General features: G+C 68.8%; 18 protein-coding genes and 1 pseudogene. 9 read left to right on the top strand and 10 right to left on the bottom strand.

Going from position 1 to position 20,708, the window contains the following annotated elements; genetic code table 11:
- Positions 1 to 125 precede the first annotated feature (125 nt).
- A complete protein-coding gene (locus tag VGT06_03875) occupies positions 126 to 1,220 on the bottom strand; it encodes a DUF4388 domain-containing protein (protein HEV8662271.1) in 1,095 nt (364 codons plus the stop codon).
- Positions 1,221 to 1,362: 142 nt separating this feature from the next.
- Between VGT06_03875 and VGT06_03880 the strand changes: the two genes are divergently transcribed.
- Positions 1,363 to 1,707 carry a hypothetical protein gene (locus VGT06_03880; GenBank protein HEV8662272.1) on the top strand — a complete coding sequence of 115 codons (345 nt, stop codon included), beginning with the start codon at positions 1,363 to 1,365 and terminating at the stop codon, positions 1,705 to 1,707.
- Here VGT06_03880 and speB read toward each other — a convergent pair.
- From speB to VGT06_03895, 3 genes are read right to left on the bottom strand one after another with little or no spacing between them, the layout of a single operon-like run.
- The gene (gene speB, locus VGT06_03885; GenBank protein ID HEV8662273.1) at positions 1,704 to 2,549 is read right to left on the bottom strand and encodes an agmatinase; all 846 of its coding nucleotides are present in this window, start codon (positions 2,547 to 2,549) and stop codon (positions 1,704 to 1,706) included. The two genes, VGT06_03880 and speB, sit on opposite strands and share 4 nt — an antisense overlap.
- Entirely contained in the window at positions 2,546 to 3,394 is an 849-nt protein-coding gene (speE, locus tag VGT06_03890) for a polyamine aminopropyltransferase (GenBank protein HEV8662274.1), read from the bottom strand. Before speE ends, speB begins: the two co-directional genes overlap by 4 nt.
- Positions 3,394 to 3,876: an arginine decarboxylase, pyruvoyl-dependent gene (locus tag VGT06_03895; protein ID HEV8662275.1), complete on the bottom strand. Its 483-nt coding sequence runs from the start codon at positions 3,874 to 3,876 to the stop codon at positions 3,394 to 3,396. The genes speE and VGT06_03895 overlap by 1 nt, the downstream gene beginning before the upstream one ends.
- 418 nt (positions 3,877 to 4,294) lie before the next feature.
- Between VGT06_03895 and VGT06_03900 the strand changes: the two genes are divergently transcribed.
- A complete protein-coding gene (locus VGT06_03900; protein HEV8662276.1) occupies positions 4,295 to 5,188 on the top strand; it encodes a DUF4346 domain-containing protein in 894 nt (297 codons plus the stop codon).
- Between the two features lie 71 nt (positions 5,189 to 5,259).
- Here the strand turns inward: VGT06_03900 and VGT06_03905 are convergent, their stop codons facing one another.
- From VGT06_03905 to VGT06_03930, 6 genes and pseudogenes are all read right to left on the bottom strand, one after another.
- The gene (locus VGT06_03905) at positions 5,260 to 5,631 is read right to left on the bottom strand and encodes a hypothetical protein (GenBank protein ID HEV8662277.1); all 372 of its coding nucleotides are present in this window, start codon (positions 5,629 to 5,631) and stop codon (positions 5,260 to 5,262) included.
- A 70-nt stretch (positions 5,632 to 5,701) separates the two neighbouring features.
- Positions 5,702 to 5,866, bottom strand: a pseudogene (locus VGT06_03910) (CoA transferase).
- A gap of 434 nt (positions 5,867 to 6,300) precedes the next feature.
- Entirely contained in the window at positions 6,301 to 7,665 is a 1,365-nt protein-coding gene (locus VGT06_03915) for a sigma-54 dependent transcriptional regulator (GenBank protein HEV8662278.1), read from the bottom strand.
- Positions 7,666 to 7,680: 15 nt separating this feature from the next.
- Positions 7,681 to 9,846, bottom strand: coding sequence for an ATP-binding protein (locus tag VGT06_03920; GenBank protein ID HEV8662279.1), 2,166 nt, complete (start codon positions 9,844 to 9,846; stop codon positions 7,681 to 7,683).
- A gap of 141 nt (positions 9,847 to 9,987) precedes the next feature.
- Positions 9,988 to 11,436 carry a sodium:solute symporter family protein gene (locus VGT06_03925; protein ID HEV8662280.1) on the bottom strand — a complete coding sequence of 483 codons (1,449 nt, stop codon included), beginning with the start codon at positions 11,434 to 11,436 and terminating at the stop codon, positions 9,988 to 9,990.
- On the bottom strand, positions 11,433 to 11,654 hold the full coding sequence (locus VGT06_03930; protein ID HEV8662281.1) for a hypothetical protein: 222 nt from the start codon (positions 11,652 to 11,654) through the stop codon (positions 11,433 to 11,435). The genes VGT06_03925 and VGT06_03930 overlap by 4 nt, the downstream gene beginning before the upstream one ends.
- 450 nt (positions 11,655 to 12,104) lie before the next feature.
- Between VGT06_03930 and VGT06_03935 the strand changes: the two genes are divergently transcribed.
- The 7 genes from VGT06_03935 (at position 12,105) to VGT06_03965 (ending at position 20,182) form a co-directional block, all read left to right on the top strand.
- On the top strand, positions 12,105 to 13,484 hold the full coding sequence (locus VGT06_03935; protein HEV8662282.1) for an ABC transporter substrate-binding protein: 1,380 nt from the start codon (positions 12,105 to 12,107) through the stop codon (positions 13,482 to 13,484).
- 134 nt (positions 13,485 to 13,618) lie between these two features.
- Positions 13,619 to 15,970 (top strand): hypothetical protein, encoded by a 2,352-nt coding sequence (locus VGT06_03940; protein ID HEV8662283.1) that lies wholly within the window; start codon positions 13,619 to 13,621, stop codon positions 15,968 to 15,970.
- An 88-nt stretch (positions 15,971 to 16,058) separates the two neighbouring features.
- Complete coding sequence (locus VGT06_03945; GenBank protein ID HEV8662284.1) at positions 16,059 to 16,934, top strand: branched-chain amino acid ABC transporter permease; 876 nt, start codon at positions 16,059 to 16,061, stop codon at positions 16,932 to 16,934.
- Complete coding sequence (locus VGT06_03950; protein HEV8662285.1) at positions 16,931 to 17,941, top strand: branched-chain amino acid ABC transporter permease; 1,011 nt, start codon at positions 16,931 to 16,933, stop codon at positions 17,939 to 17,941. Before VGT06_03945 ends, VGT06_03950 begins: the two co-directional genes overlap by 4 nt.
- 1 nt (position 17,942) lies before the next feature.
- Positions 17,943 to 18,698, top strand: a complete 756-nt coding sequence (locus tag VGT06_03955) for an ABC transporter ATP-binding protein (GenBank protein ID HEV8662286.1) — start codon at positions 17,943 to 17,945, stop codon at positions 18,696 to 18,698.
- A gap of 27 nt (positions 18,699 to 18,725) precedes the next feature.
- Positions 18,726 to 19,445 carry an ABC transporter ATP-binding protein gene (locus VGT06_03960; protein ID HEV8662287.1) on the top strand — a complete coding sequence of 240 codons (720 nt, stop codon included), beginning with the start codon at positions 18,726 to 18,728 and terminating at the stop codon, positions 19,443 to 19,445.
- Positions 19,446 to 19,486: 41 nt separating this feature from the next.
- Positions 19,487 to 20,182: a hypothetical protein gene (locus VGT06_03965; protein HEV8662288.1), complete on the top strand. Its 696-nt coding sequence runs from the start codon at positions 19,487 to 19,489 to the stop codon at positions 20,180 to 20,182.
- Positions 20,183 to 20,708: the final 526 nt, after the last annotated feature.

Genomic DNA, 20,708 nt, shown 5'->3' on the forward strand with positions numbered 1-20,708 from the left:
ATCCGGCGCCCCGCACGGTCCAGGTTCAGCTGGATCGGTGCGGAACCCGCCTCATCAAAACCTACCTGGTCCGGTAAGAGCCGCTCACAGCAGAGGGAAACGGGCGGGAGCTGCGGGAATGGGACCTACCGCGCCGGCGGGGCGGCCTCGATCTTGCGCTCCAGCAGGTTCTTCTCCATCGCCAGGCCGGCCTGGGCCATGAGGACCTCCAGGCTGTCGGGAGGCCCGACGGGGCGCGCATCCGGGGCATTGTCCCCGTAGAGGACGACGGCCACACGACCGTTGACCAGCATCGGGACCACCAGGGCGTCCACGGGGATCAAGCCGCCGATCTGCTTGAGAAACTGCTCGTTGGGCTTCTTCCGCGGGAGGGACCCCACGAAGGAGGCCTGCGACTCGACCACGTCCTTGAAGACGCTCGGGCCATCCAGGGGGATTCGGAGGTCCCGGATCCGCTCGTCGGGCGATCCCTCGGGGAGGCTGAGCCCGAACTGGCTGAGCCCGGTCAGCGCGTCCCGCCGGACCATCAGGAGCACCCCCCGACGCAGATGCTGGGCGGCGTAGCGGAGGATCATGAGGCTCACCTCCCCCGTGAAGGCGGGGGAACGCATCTCCAGGAGGAGGCGCTTCAGGCTGGTGAGGTTCACTCCGGGGGATCCCCCCTTCGCCGGGGCCGCCGCCTCGGGGGCGGGGCGGCTCCCTCCCGCCTTGCGACGCTCCCCCAGCAGCTTCAGCCCGTCCAGGAGGATATTCTCGGGGTTGACGCCGTGGCGGAGGAGGAAATCCTGGACATCCACCGTGACCTCGCCCTCGTCGGCCAGCTCCAGCGGGTCGAATCGGAAGAAGCCGGTCTCCCAGGTCAGGAACTCGTGGATGACGCGCTCGATCTGCTGGCGGACCGCCCGCTCGAGGACCTCCTGGGTGATCCATCCCCGCTCCACCAGGATCGTCCCCAGGCGCTTTCCCTCCGCGCCGGTGTAGTGCTCCTCCAGCCCCGCGGTGAGCTGTTCCTCCGTGAGCGCCTTCTGGGAGACCAGGATGTTCCCCAGCGTATCGCGGACGGAGTCGGAGGCGGCGTAGATGATCTGCCCCTCCCGGAAGATGATCATCCCGGCCCCCTCCCGCCGGGTGAGGACCAGACGCCCGGACTTCTTGCTCAGGTGCAGGATCTGGAAGACGTCCGGAAGCCCGAGCTCCTCCAGCCGACCGTTCAGTCCCATCTGGTTCTTTCCCTCTCCGGACAGCCCCGCCGTCTAGGGCCGCCTTCCGTCGCGGCCGGAATGCGACCAGACGACATCGCATGTGCAAAAACCCGGCCAAGGAAGGCCCCCGCCACGCCGCCCTTGTCCCTCCCGGAAGGGGATGGTATCGTGGGGCACGATGTTGCCGGGCCTGAACACCGACGTCCAGTACCGGAACAAGACCTACCACGTCCAGACCGAGGACCTGGGGGCGGAGAACCCCTACCTCCTCACCCTGCTGTATCACGCGGGGACGATCCTCCACCGCGTCAAGACGGGCTACGCTGACCTCTTGGCCCGGCGGGATTCGAGCAAGGAGATCGGCGCCCTCATGCGGCGCCAGCACGAGAAGGTCATCCAGACCGTCCGGACGGGGCGATATGACCGGGAGGGCCCGGCCTCCCTCGATGACCTGATCCTGGAATACCTGCTGGAGGAGGAGCGGGGCGAGAAGGGCAGGAGCTAGGGGTGAAAGAAGAGGATTCCGGCGTCTCGAAGGATCCTGGCCGCAGCCACCGCCGTGGCTGCGCCGGCGTCAGCGGGCGGGCAGACCTCCACGAGATCGAGGGCGACCACGTTGAGGTCGGCCAGGGCGCCCAGCACCGCGAACGCTTCCCCCGTCGTCCAGCCGGCCGGCTCCGGACAGCTCACGCCCGGCGCGAAGCCGGGGTCGAGAACATCAATATCGATGGTGAGATAAACTGGATGGCCCGAGAGGGCGCGCCGGGTGGAGTCCAACCCGGCGGGCGTCCTGGGGTCGAGCCAGAGGGTGTTCGCCTCCGCGAAGGCCGCCTCCTCCGGCGTCCCTGATCGAATCCCCGCCTGGATGAGCTTCCCGGGGCCCACCCGTTCCGCCACGCGGCGCATCACGGTGGCGTGGGTGAGCGGCTCCCCCCCGTACTGATCCGCCAGGTCCGCGTGCGCATCGAGGTGAAGGATCCGGAGATCCGGGTACCGGGCTGCCACCGCCCGGACCAGGGGGAGGGTGACCAGGTGCTCGCCGCCCAGGGCGAGCAGCCCTAACCCGGCCCCCAGGATTTGCCCCGCCTCGTCCTCGATCGCCTTGAGTGCCCCCTGCAGGTTGCCGGGCGGTAGAGGGAGGTCGAGGGCATCATAGACCCCCACGTCCCGGAAATCCGCCCGGAGTGGGAGGCTATACTCCTCCAGGAACTGGGAGGCCTGCCGGACCGCCGCCGGGCCGTCCTTCACGCCGGCCCGCCCGCACCCCGTGGCATCGAGGGGCAGCCCGAGGAGGACCGCCCGGGCGCCCGCCTCCGCCTCCCGGCATCCCAGGAAGCGGCCGCTCACGGCACGGCGCTCCGGCCCCGCTCCAGGGCCTCCTCCACGGCACGGGGAAGAGCAAAGGCGGCCCGGTGGACCTGGGGGGTGTAGTGCTTGGTCTCCAGGGCCTTGGCCCGGGTCTCGTCCGGCCGGTCGTGAGGGTGGCGCTTGCTTCCCAGCATGAACGACCAGAGCCCCGTCGGGTAGGTGGGGACGGCAGCCGTGTAGAGGGAGGTCACCGGGAACCGCTTGGCGACCCACTGGTGGATCTGGCCGATCAGGGCCCCGTCCAGGTAGGGGGCCTTGGTCTGGGCGGCGAACAGGCCGTCCGGCTTCAGGGCCCGGTGGAGGCTGGCGAAGAAGGGCTCCTCGAAGAGGGCAATGGCCGGCCCGACGGGGTCCGTGGAGTCCACCAGGATGACATCGTAGGCGCCCTGGGCGGAGGCCACGTGCGCGACACCATCCCCCACGATGACCCGCGCCCGCGGATCTTCCAGGGCACAGGAGATGCTCGGCAGGAACCGCTTGGCCGCGGCGATCACCCGCTCGTCAATCTCGACCAGCTCGACCAGCTCGACCTCGGAATGCTTCAGCGCCTCCCGGACGGTCCCTCCATCCCCGCCTCCCACCACCAGGACCCGCCGGGGCCGCGGATGGATCAACAGGGGGACATGGGTCAGCATCTCGTGGTAGATGTGCTCGTCCACCTCGGTCGTCTGGATCGCCCCGTCCAGGACCAGCATCCGCCCGTACTGGATGGTGTCCAGGATGGCCAGCCGCTGGTAGGGGGTCTGCTCGACCCAGAGGCTCTCCTTCACCCGGAAGCTCAGGCTCAGATCGGCCGTCTGGCGCTCCGTGAACCAGAACTCCATCACGGCCGCCCCCCGTTCCCTCCCTCGTACCAGAGGACGACGGCCGCCACCACCGTTCCCAGGCGGCCCACGGTATGCTCCACCGCCCGGATCCGCATCTCCGTCAGCGCCAGCCGCCGCCGCTCGAAGGCCGCCTGCAGCATCTCCTCCACCCGCTGCTCCGCCTCCTCCTTCCCGCAGTGGCCGTGGAACTCCATGATGACGCCGAAGCCGTCCCGCGAGAGCCCGACCCCGACGGCGGCAGCCAGCCGCTCACCGGGCGTGTCGCCGCTGATGCTGGCGTACGCGGTGGGGACCAGGGCTCCCGGCGGCAACACGACCTCCGGGCAGAAGGCGGCCTTCGGGGGCAGGATACTGCTGACCTTGACCAGGTTGACGTTGCCGATCCCGGCCTGAAGCAGGGCGTTGTCGAACGCGTTCAGCTCGGTCTCCCCTTCAGCCGCACCGACCGCCAGCGTGTAGCACGTCGGCGTCTCGAGCATCGGCACCTCCCCGCGCGGTTGCCGCGGCCTCCGATCCATGGGTATTCGAGTGTGTGTCTATAGCAGAATCCCCGGTGCCCTTCAACAAGATTGTGGGGGTGCGACACGATTTTTTTCCTCGGGCCTGCGGGACCCCAGGGTCCCCCGGGCGGGGCAGCTCAGGCAGGGACGACAGCGGGGAGATGGGGCGCACGAGAATGGGCGGGGGGCCGGCCGGGGAGCGAGGGGGGCGGGTCAGCCTCCGGGGTCGGGCACCGGGCGGGATGCGGTCGGGCAGTCGAAGTTGGTCCGGGTCGCTGGCCATAGAGGCCGGGATCCCTCCCGACGCCGCTGGACGACAGCCGCTTGTTTTCATACCATGCCCTCCCTAGAATAACAAGTCGTTCTGGTCGGGTCGGGAAAGCCTGGTGGGCGATCGATGGCCAGGTGGCATCCTCCGGGGGGCGGGCTTGCCGCGGCGGCTGCGGTCCAGGACGGCGCCGCCCAGGGCTGGGTGGCCATCTGTACCCTCGCCGAGCGGGAGCTCCCGGCCCGACTGGCGCCGGCCGCGCGGCTCTCCCGAGCCGTGGGCCCGGCCGTGGGGCTTGTCGGCCCCCTCCTGAGCATCCCCCGCGGCCTGGAGCGGCTGGTGGCCAACCTGGCCGCCCGGCCCGCCATCCAGAGCCTCCTGGTCTGCGGCAGGGATCCGAGGGGGGTGCCGGCCCGGGAAGCGCTCCGCCGGTTCTGGGGAGCCGGGCTGACTCCTACCGGACGCATCCGGGGCCTCCCGAGGCTTGCCCCCCTGCGAAACCTGAACCCCTGGTCGATCGCCCTCGTGCGGTGCCGCGTCAGGCTGATGGACCTTGGCTCCACCCGCCGGGTAGACCGAATCCTGCGCGAGGTGGGGCGAATCCCCCGGCGCCGGGCGAGAGGGGACCGGCACGTCCCCCGGGGCGCGACAGTCCAGGCGCCCACCCTCACCCCCCGTGACCACGGCCTGGATCCGGCCGGCTACTTTGTCATCCTGGCCCCGACGCCGGACGGCCGCATCTGCTGCGAGCACTACCGGCGCGATGGGACGCTCACCCGGCGCTTCTTGGGTCGGGACGCGGCCGGCCTCTGCCAGGCCATCCTCCAGCGGCGCCTCCCCGGAACCCTCGCGCACGCGGCCTACCTGGGGCGGGAGCTGCAGAAGGCGGAGGATGCCCTGCGCGCCGGGGTCCCCTACTCCCAGGACGATCCGGTCCGCCTCCCGCGGGGACGGGCGAGGACGCATCCGGTGCAGCGCCGTGCCCTGCCAGCACGCGAGGGGGGAAGGAAGCGGGGCGAGTGATGAGGGCGGGTGACGCGTGGCGCAGATGGCTGCATCCGGTGGGGGGAAGGCTCGGCGGAGGACTCGGCCCGTCAGCGGTCCCAGGTGGATTGGGCCCCGGCGCTGATCCGGGCGGTCCCGCCCGGCAGGGTCACCTCGAAGTCCGCCTCCTGGCCGGGCCGGACATCCCCGAGGCGCACGCAGCTGCTCTCGATGGGCTGGTTGGCAGCATTCCAGAAGGTCACCAGGACGGTCGTGTTCTTGGCCGTGATGGACGGATCGGTGTTCCGGAGCCTCGCCTGGAACCGCTCCGGGGTCTGGGCGACCACTGCCACCTTGAGCTGGCTGTCCTTGATGTGGGGGTAGACAGCACCGCAGGGCTCCTCGGGGGTGGCCGGCCCCGTCAGAAGGACCGCCCCGAGGATTCCTGCCGTAACCAGCCCGCACGCACGCCGTTTGCTCATCCTCGCCTCCGCGGGCCCGAGGGCCGCGTCCGGCCTCCATTCCGCCCGAACTCGTTCTCCGCCGGGCCCGGTAGGGGCCATCCCGGCCAAACCCGGAGATGTTGCAATAAATGAGCCGGGGGTTCACCGCTCGGAGGACCTCCGGTCCCAGCCTCAGGGTGTCCATCACGTCGGGGCGGAAGTTCTCCACCGCCACGTCGGCAGAAGCCGCCAGCCGCCGGAAGATCTCACGTCCCTCTTCCGTTCCCCGCCTTGCGCCGGCCTCCCCCCGCCGGTAAGATAAAGGCCTTGCGGAGGTCCGCGATGCCTCTCTGCCCCACCTGCAGTGGCGACCAGGTCATCCGCTGCCCCGAATGCCGGGGCGAGGGGGGGGACTGGGAGACGGGGGGCGGTGTCAGCGCCTGCGACACCTGCCAGGGCCGGGGAGTACTCCCCTGTCCCACCTGCGACGGGACGGGGGAGGTACCGCCCCAGGGCCGTGGGGAGCCTGAAGCGGAACTGCGACCGCGCCGAGATCACGAGCGGCGCTGAGTCGAACCAGCGCATACCCCCGGGAACGCCCCGAGCAGCCCTCGGGGCGTTCCCGTTTTCCGCGGATCAATATAGCGATAATCTACATTAGAGAATATATCATAACTGCATATAATATAATAGTAAGCTTATGTCAGATCAGGCGGACTTTGGGGGCTTCAGACCGAGCGTACGCATCAGGCGGAAGAAGTAGGTCGGCTGCAGTCCCAGCAGGCGGGCGGCACGGGTCTGGTTCCCGGCTGTCCGCTCCAGGGCGTGGCGCAGGATCTGTCGCTTGAATGCCTTCACGCCATCGTGGAACGGCAGGTGGAGGGGAAGGGCGTCCCCGGTGGGTTGGGCCTGGAGGGCAGGCGCCAGGACCGCCGGCTCGATCCGATCTCCTCGGGTGAGAACCACCGCTCGCTCCATCAAGTTCTGGAGCTCCCGAACGTTCCCGGGCCAGTGGTACCGGACCAGGAGAGCCTCCGCCTCTGCCGCCAGGCGGGGCACCGGCCGCTTCATCTCGCGGGCGAAGCGCTCGAGGAAGTGCTTGACGAGGGGAGTCATGTCCTCCGGGCGCTCCCGGAGTGGCGGGAGGGACAGGCCCACCACGTTCAGGCGGAAGTAGAGGTCCTCCCGGAACTTCCCGTCGGCCACCAGCTTTCCCAGCTCCCGGTTCGTGGCCGCCATCAGGCGGACGTCGATCCGGGTGCTGCGCGTGCTACCCACGGGCCGAATCTCCCGGTCCTGCAGAACCCGGAGCAGCTTGCCCTGAATCGGGAGCGGGGTGTCCCCCACCTCATCCAGGAAAAGGGTCCCTCCCTGCGCCTCCTCGAAGAGGCCCTTCTTGTGGGCGACGGCTCCGGTGAAGGCCCCTCGAACGTGACCGAAGAGCTCGCTCTCCATCAAGGCCTCGGAGAGCGCGGCGCAATTCAGGGCCAGGAACGGGCGGGAGCGCCGCGGACCCCACTGGTGGATCTGGCGGGCGACCATCTCCTTGCCGGTCCCGCTCTCCCCCACCAGGAGGACGGTCGCCGACGAGTCCGCCACCTGCCGGGCCAGGGCGAGAACCTGGCGCATCGCCGGGGCGTCCCCCACGAGGGGACCGTGCTGGGCCTCGATCTGCGCCTGCAGCAGCCGGGTCTGCCGGTGCAGCCGCTCCCGGTCCAGCGCCCGGTCAATGACCACCTCGAGGTGCGCCGGGTCATAGGGCTTGGTGATGAAGTCGTAGGCCCCCTCCCGCATCGCCTGGACCGCGTTCTCCACGCTCCCGTAGGCCGTCACCACGATGACCGGGGTCGTGACTCCCTGGCCCCGGATGGCCCGGAGGAACTCGACCCCGCCCATCTCCGGCATCTGGAGGTCCAGCAGGATGAGGGTCGGGTCGAAGTCGGGGAGTTGGGCCAGGGCCTCCCGCCCCGAGCCCGCCGTCCCCGCCTCGAACCCCAGAAGGCGGAGGCGGTCCCGCAGCGTCTCCCGGTTGTCCACATCGTCGTCCACGATGAGGACGCGTCCACTCCGCATGATCCCCTCAGACCCTCAGGCTCCCGGCATCGCCGGGAGGGTGAAGGAGAACCTGCTCCCCCGCCCCGGGCTGCTCTGGACCCAGATCCGACCCCCCTGCAGCTCGATCAGGCTCTTGGCGATGGCCAGGCCCAGGCCGGACCCGGCCCGCTTCCCCCCGGGGCCCGGAGAGACCTGGTGGAACTTCTCGAAGATCCGCTCCTGGTCCTCTTCGGGGATCCCCTCCCCCTCGTCCCAGACGTCCGTGCGGACCAGCCCTCCTTCCTCCCGGGCGACCTCCACCCAGACCCGTCCCTCGGGAGGGCTGAACTTGATGGCGTTGCTCAGCAGGTTCATCAGGACCTGGTGGAGCCGATCCCGGTCGGCCGAGACCACCACCTCCTCAGCCGGGAGCGGGAAATCGAGGCGGAGGCGCCGCTCCTCACCCAGGGGGCGGGCGGCATCCAGCGCCTCCGCCACCGCCTCCCGCAGCCGGACCGGCCTGCGGGCGAGCTCCACCTTGCCCGCCTCGATTCGGGCCAGATCGAGCAGGTCGTTGACCAGACGGGCCAGCCGATCCGCACTCCCCTTCGCCCGCGCGAGGGCGGTCCGCTGCTCCCCCTTGAGCGGCCCGGCCGCGCCGTCCAGCAGGTTGTCAATGGACCCCTTGATCGCGTTCAGCGGCGTCCGGAGCTCGTGGGAAACGTTGGAGAGGAACTCGGACTTGAGCCGGTCCAGCTCCTGGAGCTTGGCGAAGGAGGCTTCCAGTTCCTCTGTCCGCCGCCGGACCTTCGCCTCGAGCGTCAGGTTCAGCTCCTCGGCGAGCCGATACGAAGCCGCGTTGGCGATGGCCAGGGCGGCCTGCGCCCCCAGGGTCATGAGCAGGCGCTCGTCGTCCTTGGTCAGGCGGCGCTCGCTCCGGAGGTTGTCCACGGCCAACGTCCCCACGATGCGGTCCTGGGCCTTCAGGGGGACCACCAGGAAACCCTCGGTCTCCAGGGCGTCCACGATGGTCCGGTTGAACGGGACCCCCGCCTCCCGGATATCCTCCACGAGCACCGGCTCGCCCGTGGCCACCACCATCGCGTGGGCCCCCGGCTCCCGGTCCACCGCGATCTCCAGCGCCTCCACCCGCCGGGCCACCTCGGGGGATGCCCCCCGGATCCGCCCGCGGGACAGCACGCGCCGCTCCGGGTCGTAGAGCAACACCATGGCCCGGTCATAGCCCAGCTCCATTGCGGCCAGGTGCAGGACCGCATCCACGAGCCGGTCGAGGTCGAGCGTGGCGCCGAGCGCCAGGCTGGCCTTGAAGAGAGTCGAGAGCTCCGAGGCCCGGCGGTCGATGATCCGGTACGAGGCCTCCAGCTCCTGATGGGCCGCCCGCAGCTCCCCGTACTTCTGCTCGAGGAGCTTCATGGCGTCCTCGATTTCCCGGTGCAGGTCGAGCACGACATCGTAGTTGACGCTGAGGTTCCGGTTGAGGTCCTGGAGCCGCCCCAGCGTGAAGCCCAGGAGGAGGGGGAAGAGGGCCAGGCTCCCCTTGGCCACCAGGCTCAACTCCGGCGCCCGGACGTGGAGGGCCAGGAAGAGGAAAAGGCCGGAGAATGCCCCGAGGGCGCTGCCCCAGACGGCCAGCTTTCCCGTGGCGCTCTCGTCCCACTCGACCCGGTAGACACAGATGCTGGCCCCCCGGCACTGGCAGGCCTCCTCCCGGACGGCCGCTGCGGGGAGGCGGAAGATGGCGGGGACGGCCGCGTACATGCCGGCCCGCACCCGGCAGACCGCCGGGTCGGGCGGGTAGCCGGGGCGCATCTGGTTGATGACGGTCAGGGACCCGGGCTGGGGGTTCCGGATGGTGATGTCGCTGACCTTACTGAAGCGGGAATACACATCCCGGCCGCGCCGGTAGACACCCAGGGGGGTCCCCAGGCTCCGGATCAGGACATAGGCGGCGCCGATGCTCTCCTTGCTGATGGCGTGCTGGCCGATCTTGAAGGGGGCGTCCGGGTCGTTCAGGACCTCGCAGGCGGTCCGGAGGGCCTTCTGGTAGAAGTCGTACGAGACCCAGTTGTTCTCGTCAGCGAGGTGGGCGGCAGGGATCCCCAGGGCCTCCAGAAACCGCTGGCGGCCCTGGCCCTCCTTCTGCCGGTCCAGGTACGTGAGGATCGAGCGGGTCAGCCGGCAATTGATCTCCGGCTCCACGCGTCCTCCGCTCCGCCCGGTGGAGGGGGCAGGATTCTAGGGGAAAGCGGGCGGCTTCTCACGAGCCCATCCCGCGCTGCGCCAGCACTATCCGAAAAGATTGCTTCTGTCAAGCAGGTGCACCCGGCCGCCCGCGCGCAGTCAGGGCGTGCGCGCCGCTTCCCGTCCACCCGACGACCGGAGGCTTCCCAGCACGAGGACGAGGAGTCCCGCCGCCAGGCCCCAGACCCCGGGATGGAACCCCAGGAGCCAAGCGGCCGGGAGGACCCACTGACCGAGGCCCAGCGTGGTGACGCCGGCAAGAACGCTGGCGATGGCCCCGCTCCGGGTCGCCCACGGCCAGAAAAGGGCTCCCAGGTAGGCGGGGGCGAGCTGGAGGGTCCCCGCGAAGGAGAGGAGGGAGAGCTGGATGATGAGGGGGACCGGGCGCAGGGCGATGAGGAACGCCGCCACCATACAAACCAGCATGGTCAGGCGAGCCACCCGCAGGAGGCGGGCCTCGTCCCGCTCTCCGCTCACGGGAGCGTAGCCGTCCTTCGCCAGGAGGGAACCCAGGACGAGGACCTGGGAGTCCACCGTGGACATGGCGGAGGCGACCACGGCGCAGACCACGAGGCCGGCCAGGAAGGGGCCCATCGTCCGGCTCACGATGGTCGGGAGGACGAGGTCGCCCGACGCGAGATCCGGGAACCGGGCCGCGCCGCCCAGCCCGATGAGGAGGGCAGGGATCACGACCAGGGTGGCGAAGGTCGCGCTGGCCACGGTCATCAGGCGGAGCGTCCGCTCGGATCGGGCCACGAAGAAGCGGATGGCCAGCTGCGGCTGGGTCAGGGGCATCCCCACGATGAGGATGAACAGGGAGATGAGCGTGGCGTGGGTGAAGTAGCCCCGGGGGCCGGGGACGGAGAGGAGGGCCGGCTGCTGCTCCGCCACCGCCTGGAAGAGCGCGCCGAGGCTCCCCCACTCCCGGACGACGAAGACGGCTGCCGTGACGTAGAACACCACGAAGAACAGGCTCCCCTGCAGGGCGTCCGTCCAGGCCACGGCCCGCATCCCGCCGAGCTCCGAGTAGACGACCGTGACAACCAGGAGGAGGATCGTCCCCCCGAGGTAGGGGATGGCGCCGCCCGTGGCTCCCTCGAGCAGGCGCCCGACCCCGATCATCTGGATGGCCAGGTAGGGGAGAAGGAAGAGGACGCTCACGGCCACGGCCACCAGGCCCAGCGCCGGGCTCCGATAATGAACCGTCAGGAGCTCCACGGGCGTCACCAGGTTTCGCTCCCGGCTGAGCCGCCAGAGGCGCCGGCCGATAACATAGAAAAAGATCCCCATGAAGGTGTCGGCGAACGCGATGAAGGGCCAGCTCCCGATCCCGTGGATATAGAAGAATCCCGGCAGCCCCACCAGGGTGAACGCGGAGAAGAGGGTAGCGCTCCAGGTGAGGAACCCCACCATGGGGCCGAGCGTGCGCCCGGCCACGAAGAACTCGGCCAGGCCGGGGCCCTGGGCGCGCCAGCCCCGGTAGCCCAGGTAAAGGACGGCAAGGAGGTAGACGAGGAGCTCGACCAGGATGATGGCCGTGCCGCTCACCGCTCCCCCTCCCGCCAGTAGGTGGCGACGAAGACGTAGAGGCTGAGCAGCAACGCCAGGGTGAGGAGGAACCACCAGAAGAGGGTAAAGGGCAGGCCGAGGAGGAACGGGGTGTGGCGGCCGCGGGGAGCGACCCAGGGGGAGTAGGTCAGCGCGGCCAGGAGGAGGAACCACCCGGCCCATAGCCAGCCTCCCCGCCGCCGCGGTCCCTTGTGCATCGGCGTCCTCCCGGGGCGTCCGCAGCGCTTCTGCGCAATACTCCCGAGGCCGGCTTCTCCACATCGCCGCTGGCCCGGCGGCGGCGGGCCATTATCGGCGCGAGGGTGCACAGGCGTCAAGGGCACCGGGGGGGCCGGGAGCGGGGGTGCCAGAATAAGCACTTGACAAGGCCGGGTCGTTTCTATGTAGTAGGGCTATCCTTGCCATGCCCGGGGCATTGTGGAGGATGGCTGCGGCCCCGGAGACCATCCCACGTCAAAGAAGCGCGCGAGCGGGCCGATTGGGGAGGCGCCTCTGTCCGCGCCGCGCGAGGCCCCGGAACGCCGACACCCGGCACGTCCCCCACCCGGAGGATCCGCGGACGAGACGACGCCCGCACTCCTGAGCGCTTCCAAACGCTCGTCAAGGCCCGAGAGAACAGGACGGTATCACTGGGAGGAGGAGAGGACATGGCTGAACAACCGACACGGCGGGAATTTCTCAAGAATCTGGGCGTGACTGTCGGGAGCGCCGCCCTCGGGGCGGCGGTGGCCCCCGTGACCGCCGCGCAGAAGGCGGAGGCGGCAGAACCCCCCAAGGGGACGATCCCCGACAAGCCCTACAAGATCGGGCACATGACCTTCTTCACCGGGGCGGCGGCGGTGCTAGGGGAACCCTCCTACAAGGGGCATATTCTGGCTGCCGAAGAGATCAACGCCGAGGGTGGCCTCCTCGGCAAGCGGAAGATCGAGACCGTGAAGGCCGACGAGGCGGCCGGCACCGACGCGAACGTGAAAGAGATGCGCCGGATGAAGCTGTCCGAGCAGATCGACCTCTTCACGGGGGTCATCTCGAGCGGCAACACGCCGGCGCTCGGCCCGGTCGCGGAGGAGCTGAAGCTCCTGACCATCTTCGTGGACGGCTGCACGGACTTCCTGTTCGACAAGGCCGTGCCGCACCCCCACTACATCTTCCGGATCACCAACATGCAGTCGGCCGACGGGGTGACGGCTGCGGTCGCCACCGCCATGAACTGGCCGGAGGTCCGGAAGATCGCCCACATCCACCCCGACTACTCCTACGGCCGGAACGCCTTTGACCACTTCAAGATCGCCATCGAGAAACTCGTACCCGGCACGCAGGTGGTCTCGGAGGGGTGGCCGAAGCTGGGCACCACGGACTTCACCCCGCACATCACAAAGGCGATCTCGGCCAAGCCGGACCTGCTCGTCTCCTCCGTCTGGGGCGGCGACTACGTCGCGATGTACAAGCAGGCCCTCCGGTATGACCTCTTCAAGAAGATGAAGTTCACCAGCATGATCGCCTTCGGTGTGGCACCCCACGCGATCGGGAAAGAGCACCCCGAGGGAGTCATCGGGGGGATCCACTCCAACTACTACTTCACCAACCCGCCGGGAAACCGGTGGCCGCTTAACACCGAATTCGTGGCCAAGTACCACAAGCGGTGGAACGAGTACCCGAACTTCCAGTCCGAGGGGGCCTACACCACCCTGTACCTGCTGAAGACCGCCGTCGAGAAGGCCAACAGGCTGATGGGCGGCTGGCCGGACGATGAGGCGATCATCGCCATGCTCGAGGGCCAGATGTATCCGGGGCCGGCCGGCTACCTTTACATCCGCCCCGACAACCACCAGGGCTACAAGGATGCGGTGACGGGGTTCAGCGTCAACTCCCCCGACTACCCGTTCCAGATCCTCGATGCCAAGCGGATGATCAGCATCCCGATCCGGAACATCACCGCGCCTCCGGGGTGGGGCGACAAGTACGGCAAGGAACCGACTGCAACGTACACGTGGATCGACAAGACCTGGCCCAAGGTTTCCGCCTAGGCCGGGATCTCCCCTCCCAGCCGGGTGAACCCCGGTTCAGTCCAGCACACTGCGGGGCTCGGGGAAGGGGGCATTGCCCCCTTCCCACCCCGCGGCCGGCGGGTTACTTTCCTCAGGTGAGTCCTCCCCATCGAATGCCGGACGTCAATCACCCCACCCCGGCCTCTCGCCGAGGCCGCCTCCTCCGGGGGGGCTGGGGGCTCATCATCGCTCTCCTTCCCATCTCCGTCCTGGCGATCCGCCCGGCTGATGCGGGGCACGAGCTGTCCTACTATCCCGCCTTCTACCCCCAGGAGATCCGGATCGAAGCGATGGACCCCGCCGCAGCAGGGGCGCTTCTCCAGAAGAATTCGCTCCACGCCTACATCGGGGATGATCCGTTTGGACGGGGAGGCATCCCCGCGAACGTGAGCCATGCCGAGTCCTTCGGGTCATTTGTGGTGTTGACCTTCAACCCCGCCTCGGAATCGGCTCGCCCCCGGGCGAGCCGGTGCGCCATTTCGCGGAAGATCCTCCAGGCGCTAGCCGGAGCGCATGGGGAGTTTGTCCTTCACCCGTACCCCGTGACCCCCTACCACCCGGACTACCTCCACCATTTCGACCTTGCCGAAGCGGCCAATCGGGAATCCCGGGGCGCCCCGTCTCCGGACCAGCGCACGGTACCCCCGGCGGTGCGGGTGCGGGCGAAGGGGAAGCTGGCCAAGGCCCTCGTGGGCTCCCGGTGGCGGGCCGAGGGGGAAGGGTGGGATGCCACCCTCGAGGAGGTGGATCTCGACGCCCTGCTGGCCCCCCACAGGGTCAGCCTGAGCGGCTGGCTCGGCCCCCCCTGGCTCAAGGAGGGATGGTTCCACGCGTACCTCCTCATGGGCGAGCGCGTCACCGACCCAACCCAGCGAGCCGAGGTCGAGGCCGCCTACCGGCGCCTGATCCACGGGACCACCGACTCGGCCGAGGAACGGCTCACCCTCGAGCGAACCCTGGCCGGGCTTCTCACCCGCGGGTGCAAGCGGGTCACGATCGGCTACACCCTCAAGCGCACCTACTTCAACTCGGACTTCTCCGCCGGGGTGGAGAACATCGCCCAGGACTCCCACGCCGGATTCCTGTCCCCCATGTTTCCCCGGACGGTCAAGCTGAAGGACTTCCCCTGGAACGGGTGGCTCAGGGTCGGCGTTGCGCTCGAGCCCCAGGCCGCGTGGAACCCCGTCGCCGGATTCACCGACCCGGCCGGGAGGATGGTCTGGTCCACCGTCGGGGATCCGGCCGCCTTCCCGACGCCCTACGCCGGCCGGTGGATCCCCAACCGCGTCACCGTCGTAAGCGTGGACGCAGCGTCGGACCGTACGAAGATCCCCGGGGACGCCCTGCTCCCGGAGCCCGGGACGGGGCGGCTCCGGAAGGTGGGCGACGGGAAGACCGCCAGCGCGGCGATCCGCTACCGTGTTGTCCTCTCCCCGTTTCACGACGGCACCCGCATGGGCCTGGCCGACGTCCTCTATCCCCTCATCTTCGCCTACCGCTGGAGCGTCAGGGACTCCCAGGACCCGCTCGCGTACGACCCCTCCGTCGCCGCCGCCACGGCCCTCCTGCGGGAGCGGCTGGCGGGGATTCGGGTGGTGCGCACCGAGCGGGAGGTCAAGGAGTTCGGCGAAATCAAGGTCATGCGGGAGATCCTGATCATCGACGTCTACTTGGGCTCCACCTCTCCCTCCCTCGAGCACGAGACCATGATCATCCCCCCCTGGAGCACGCTTCCCTGGCATCTCCTGGCACTCATGGAGGAGGCCGTCATCCGTGGGATGGCTACCTTTTCTCAGGAGGAGGCCAAGCGCCGGGGGGTAGAGTGGCTGGACCTGGTCAGGGGGAAAGGGCTTCTCCCCCACCTGGCCTCACTGCTGGAAGAGCTGGAACGCCGAGCGTACACGCCTGATGCCCTGAAAGAGTTCGCGGGAGAGAGCGAAGCGCAACAGCGTTGGACCGCGCTCAAGCGGTTCTACCAGGCCCACGGCCACTTCCTCCTCACGAACGGGCCCTACCGGTTGGCAGCATGGTCGGGTGACGCGGCGGTCCTCCAGGTGGTCCGCGACCTGAGCTATCCCCTCGGGGTCGGGGCGTTCGACCGGTATGCGCTCCCTCCCAGGGCTTTTATCTCCAACGTGGAGGAGCGCCAGGGCGGCCTGCAGGTCTCGGCCGAGATCGAGAAGGCGGTCCGGGCGCAGCGGACCTACACGTTGGTCCGGGAAGCCCTGACCTCAGGGTCGGACGCCAGGGGATATCCGGTCGAGTCCATTCTCCGCTTCATCGCCCTCGGCCCGGATGGGACCGTCCGGCACGCCGGCACGGCTCCGCTCTCCTCCGAGGGGACCTTCGCCGTGAGCGTCACCGGCTGGATGCCGGGGCCATACACGATCCTGATGGCGGTCTATACCAACGAGAATGCCCTCACCCCGGCGGTGAAGACGGTGTCATACCTGGTGAAGGGGTAACGGGCGGGCCGTCCCCCGAGGCTCGGCCGCCGCGCCGTGCCCCGGAGGGGCTTGACCGCACCCCCCTTTTGGGGCAAGCTCCAGCGCCATGGATACCTTTGCCGTTCAGGTGCTGAATTCCCTCTTCTACGCCTCGACCCTCTTCCTGATTGCCTCGGGGCTCACGCTGATCTACGGGGTCATGCGCATCGTCAACCTGGCCCACGGCAACCTCTTCGCCATCGGAGCCTATGTGACCGCGTGGGCCGTGGGGCTGGCCGCCGGCCATCTCCCCGCGGGCGCCCTGTATCTCCTCCTGCCCGCCGGAGCCTTCGCCGCGGCAGCACTAGGGGCCGTCCTGGAGCCAACCCTCCTCAGGCCCCTCTACCAGCGCCCGGAAGAATACCAGCTCCTGATTACCTTCGGGCTCCTGCTCATCCTCGAGGATGCGATGCACCTCCTCTGGGGCCCCTACCCCCTGTCGCCGGGGATTCTGTCGGATGTATTGGGGAGCTCGTCGATCTTGGGCTCCACCTATCCCAACTACAATTTACTGGTCATCGGGGTGGGATTCCTCGCCGCCGGCTTCCTCTGGGCCTTCGTCTACAAGACGAACTTCGGTGTCATCCTGCGGGCCACGTCGCAGGATAGGCGCATGGCGTCCGCCCTCGGCGTCAACGTGAAACGCGTGTACGTGCAGGCCTTTACGCTCGGGTGCTTCATGGCGGGGCTCGGGGGGGCCATCATCTCGCCGATTTCGGGGGCCGTCCTGGGAATGGGGGTGGACGCCCTGATCCTCGCCTTCGTCGTGGTCGTCATCGGCGGGCTCGGGAGCCTCGAAGGGGCCCTGGTCGGGTCCATCATCGTGGGGTTCGTCCGCACGCTGGGGATCACCTACTTCGCCGAGATCGAGCTGGCCATCCTTTACCTCATCGCGGCGGCGGTCCTCCTGGTGCGCCCCGCCGGGCTCTTCGGCAGGCCATGACCCGCAGCCCGCTGCTCGCCGGTGCGCTTTCCCCATGGCGGGCGCTCGCCTACGCGGCGCCAGTCGCGCTCCTGATGCTCGTGATCCCCTACGTGGCCGCCCCCTACGACACGATCCTCCTCTCCTACGGTCTCATCAGCGCCATTGCCGCCCTCGGCTTCAACCTCCTCCTGGGCTACACCGGGCTTCTCTCCTTCGGGCACTCCGCCTACTTCGGCGTGGGGGCCTACGCCGTTGCGTTCATGGTGAAGTACCTGCACATCACGTCCATGGAACTGTTCCTGCTCGGCGGGGTGGCGGCCACCGCGGTCGTGACCGCCCTGTTCGGTTACATCTGCGTGCGCTACACGCGGATCTTCTTCTCGATCCTCACCCTGGCGCTCTCCCAGGTCCTCTGGAGCCTCGCGTTCAAGTTTTTCTGGGTCACGGGGGGAACCGACGGCCTGCGCGTCCCCACGCCCAGGCTCCTCGGCGGGATGGTCCGCGAGCTGGCCGGGCCTGCGGAGGCAAAGGTCGCCTTCCTGTCCTACCGGTACTACTACTACGTCCTCGTGGTCTTCTTCCTGTGCGTGGCGGTGATGTGGGTCATCGTGCACTCCCCATTCGGCAAGGCCCTTCAGGCGATCCGGGACAACGAGACCCGGGCCGAGTTCGTGGGGGTCCAGGTCCGCCGGTACCGGTTGGTGGCCTTCCTGGTCTCGGGCACCTTCACCGGCCTCGCGGGCGCCCTCTGGGTGCCCCTCAACGGCCTCACCACCCCGGACATCCTGTACTGGCCCTTCTCCGGCGAGATCGTCTTTTTCACCGTCCTCGGCGGGTTCCGGACATTCAGCGGCCCGATCATCGGCGCGGTCGTGTTCAACTACCTGAAGACCTACGCCGTGGGCTACACGGTCTACTGGCAGCTCGTCCTTGGCGTCGTCCTCGTGGTGCTGGTGCTCACCATGCCCGCGGGGATCGTGGGGACGCTGAGCCAACTGCGCCTCCGCCTCCGGAGGACCTCCTGACGTGAACCTGCTCGCGACCCAGCGGCTGAAGAAGCACTTCGGCGAAACCCGCGCGGTGGACGGGGTGGATTTCGCCGTAGACGCCGGCGAGGTCCTGGCCCTGATCGGCTCCAACGGGGCGGGCAAGACGACCCTGGTGAACCTGATCAGCGGCCTGATTCGCCCCGACGCCGGCCGGATCCTCTTCGACGGGGCCGATGTGACCTCCCTGCCCGTCTACGACCGGATCCGGGCGGGGATCGCGCGGAGTTTCCAGCTCGTCAACCTCTTCGACCAGCTCACGACGCTCGACAACGTCGCCCTGAGCATCTTCTCCCGGGAAGGAAAGACCCGGCGGCTCATGGCCCTCGCCGACCGGGACGAGGCCGTCCGGGAGGAGGCCATCGAGGTGCTCCACGTCTTCGGCCTCGAGGGCAAGGCTGCCATGCTCGCCGGCGGCTTGGCCCAGGGCGAGCGGAAGCTCCTCGACGTCGCGGTCGCCTACGCGCTCCGTCCGCGGCTCCTCTTCCTGGACGAGCCGACCAGCGGGGTCAGCACCCGGGAGAAGGCGCCCATCATGGACACGATCACGGCGGTCGTGCGGTCCGGGAAGATCACCCCCGTCATCATCGAGCACGATATGGATGTGGTCTTCAAGTACTCGGATCGCATCGTCGTCATGCACCAGGGAACCATCCTCGCCGATGGAACCCCAGAACAAATCCGGCTGAACGAGACCGTGACGATCACCCTTCTCGGCAGCACGCCGGCCCGCTGAACGCCGCGCGCAGGAGGACCGGCCCCGATGCTCCGGCTGGATCAGATCCACACCTACCGCGGGACGGCGCACGTCCTCCGGGGAATCTCCCTGGGCGTCCAGGCGGCTGAAGCGGTCTGCCTGGTCGGCCGCAACGGAGCGGGGAAGACGACCACCATCGAGAGCATCATGGGCCTCCTCCCCATGCGCGGGGGGACGATCACGTTCCAGGGGCGGGACATCAGCCGCCTGCCCGCCCACGAGCGCGCCCGGCTCGGGATCGGCTACGCGCCGGAGGACGCCGGCATCTTCCCGGACCTCACGGTGGCCGAGAATTTTCAGATCAGTCGGCAGTTGGCCGGCGCCTCCCGGCAGGGGGGCTCAGCCTCGCCGGACGAAGATGCGGAGGCGCACATTTTCGCCGTCTTCCCGGAGGTGCGGGACTTCCTGCAGCGGCGGGGCCTGCACCTGAGCGGGGGGCAGAAGAAGATGGTGGCCATCGCCCGGGCCATGGCGCTGTCGCCGAAGATCCTCCTCCTGGACGAGCCCTTCGAAGGCCTGGCGCCGGTGGTCGTGATCCGGTTCATCGACGCGGTGAAGAAGATCAAGGAGATGGGGATCTCCGTGTTGATCGCGGAGTCCAACCTGATGACGGCCTCCCGGGTGGCCGACCGGCTCTACGCCATCGACCGGGGGGAGATCATCTTCGAAGGCGCGCCGAAGAGCGCATTCACCAATGAGGACGTCATGAAGACCATCCGCGGATGAGGCCGGGTGCGACAACCTCGTCCGGGACGTCGGAGGGGCAGGTGGGTGGCGCACGCCTGCGTCCGATCACGAGAACGGTGAAGGGGATTGCGGCCGGCGTCAGGGCGCGCCCGAAGATGTTCTGGGGCGTGACGCTCGGCGTCTTCCTGCTCAACCTGGTCCTACCGGTCCTCGTCCTCTCGCTCGCGCGCAAGCCAGTGGATCTCTTTACCTTCAACCCGTGGCTCAGCCGGCTGCCCGAGTACCTCGCTTCGAACACGGACACCCTCGCCAAAAAGCTGTCCTTCGTCTCCAACATGGCCCTCGCTTGGTTCATCTCCGAGAACCCCATCGAGGGCGTGGAATGGGGGTTTATCATCGACGTGCCGTCCCTCGGGCGGTTCCTCCTCACCGGTCTCCTGTTTGGGGCCTACTTCGCCCTGTGGTTCACCCGCCGCGAGCAGGTGAAGGCCTGCGGATGGGGCGCGAATGCGGCCCGGTACGGAGGCGTGGCCGGGGCGATGACGAGCGTGCTCGGCTTCTCCACGGGGGCCTGCAGCGTCATGGGCTGCGGCCTGCCGGTCCTGCCCGTGGTCGGGCTCGCCCTGACCGGCCTTTCCAGCGGCACGCTCACGTTTTTCTCGACGCTGTCCCGGCTCACCAGCGCCTTCGTCCTCCTCGCCATGACAGCCGGAGTGATTTGGCTCGGCTGGCTGGTGGGCTACAGCCCCGGCGAAACCCCTTCCGATTCAGAATAGCGTGTGTGGGGGCGCCCGCCCACGATCCGGGCTTTCCGCAGGACGAAAATCGGGGCTATTGGTGTCCGGAAGTGTATGAAAAAGACTTGACAAGTGCCCTCCATGTCTCAATAGTAGTGCCGCTTGCACGGGCCAGGCCCTGATAGTGAGTGATAGAGGAGCAGCCCGTTCCGGGGCGTTTCTCCCTGCGACCGACAAGAGCACCAGGGCATGCAGTCGGTGTCCCATCCCCAGGCTTCCGATTGATCCGATAGGACCGGCCCCTTGCTCCTCCCTGTGCTGAGGCCCGCGCGGGGCCCGGGGAGGTCTGGGGGAGCGAACCCGCCGTGGGATCCCAGGGGGGAGAGATACCCCGCCCCCCGGGTCTTCGGCTTCACCCGAGAGGAGGAGGTGGCATGAGCGATCGCATGGCAGACCGGCAGGAAAGGCCCCAAGGTGTCTCACGGCGCGACGTCCTCAAGGCCGCCGCGGTGGCTGCAGGGGGGGCGGCGGCGCTTGGCTTCCCGATGGTCGCCAAGGCGCAGGG

The sequence above is a fragment of the Candidatus Methylomirabilis sp. genome (genome assembly GCA_036000645.1).
In the GTDB taxonomy this organism is placed as follows: Bacteria; Methylomirabilota; Methylomirabilia; order Methylomirabilales; family JACPAU01; genus JACPAU01.

Bases quoted from the DNA above. Each gene is read 5' to 3' on its own strand.
- VGT06_03875 (HEV8662271.1), bottom strand. From the start codon at position 1,220: ATGGGACTGAACGGTCGGCTGGAGGAGCTCGGGCTTCCGGACGTCTTC.
- VGT06_03880 (HEV8662272.1), top strand. From the start codon at position 1,363: ATGGTATCGTGGGGCACGATGTTGCCGGGCCTGAACACCGACGTCCAG.
- speE (HEV8662274.1), bottom strand. From the start codon at position 3,394: ATGGAGTTCTGGTTCACGGAGCGCCAGACGGCCGATCTGAGCCTGAGC.
- VGT06_03895 (HEV8662275.1), bottom strand. From the start codon at position 3,876: ATGCTCGAGACGCCGACGTGCTACACGCTGGCGGTCGGTGCGGCTGAA.
- VGT06_03900 (HEV8662276.1), top strand. From the start codon at position 4,295: ATGGCCAGGTGGCATCCTCCGGGGGGCGGGCTTGCCGCGGCGGCTGCG.
- VGT06_03905 (HEV8662277.1), bottom strand. From the start codon at position 5,631: ATGAGCAAACGGCGTGCGTGCGGGCTGGTTACGGCAGGAATCCTCGGG.
- VGT06_03915 (HEV8662278.1), bottom strand. From the start codon at position 7,665: ATGCGGAGTGGACGCGTCCTCATCGTGGACGACGATGTGGACAACCGG.
- VGT06_03930 (HEV8662281.1), bottom strand. From the start codon at position 11,654: ATGCACAAGGGACCGCGGCGGCGGGGAGGCTGGCTATGGGCCGGGTGG.
- VGT06_03935 (HEV8662282.1), top strand. From the start codon at position 12,105: ATGGCTGAACAACCGACACGGCGGGAATTTCTCAAGAATCTGGGCGTG.
- VGT06_03940 (HEV8662283.1), top strand. From the start codon at position 13,619: ATGCCGGACGTCAATCACCCCACCCCGGCCTCTCGCCGAGGCCGCCTC.
- VGT06_03945 (HEV8662284.1), top strand. From the start codon at position 16,059: ATGGATACCTTTGCCGTTCAGGTGCTGAATTCCCTCTTCTACGCCTCG.
- VGT06_03950 (HEV8662285.1), top strand. From the start codon at position 16,931: ATGACCCGCAGCCCGCTGCTCGCCGGTGCGCTTTCCCCATGGCGGGCG.
- VGT06_03960 (HEV8662287.1), top strand. From the start codon at position 18,726: ATGCTCCGGCTGGATCAGATCCACACCTACCGCGGGACGGCGCACGTC.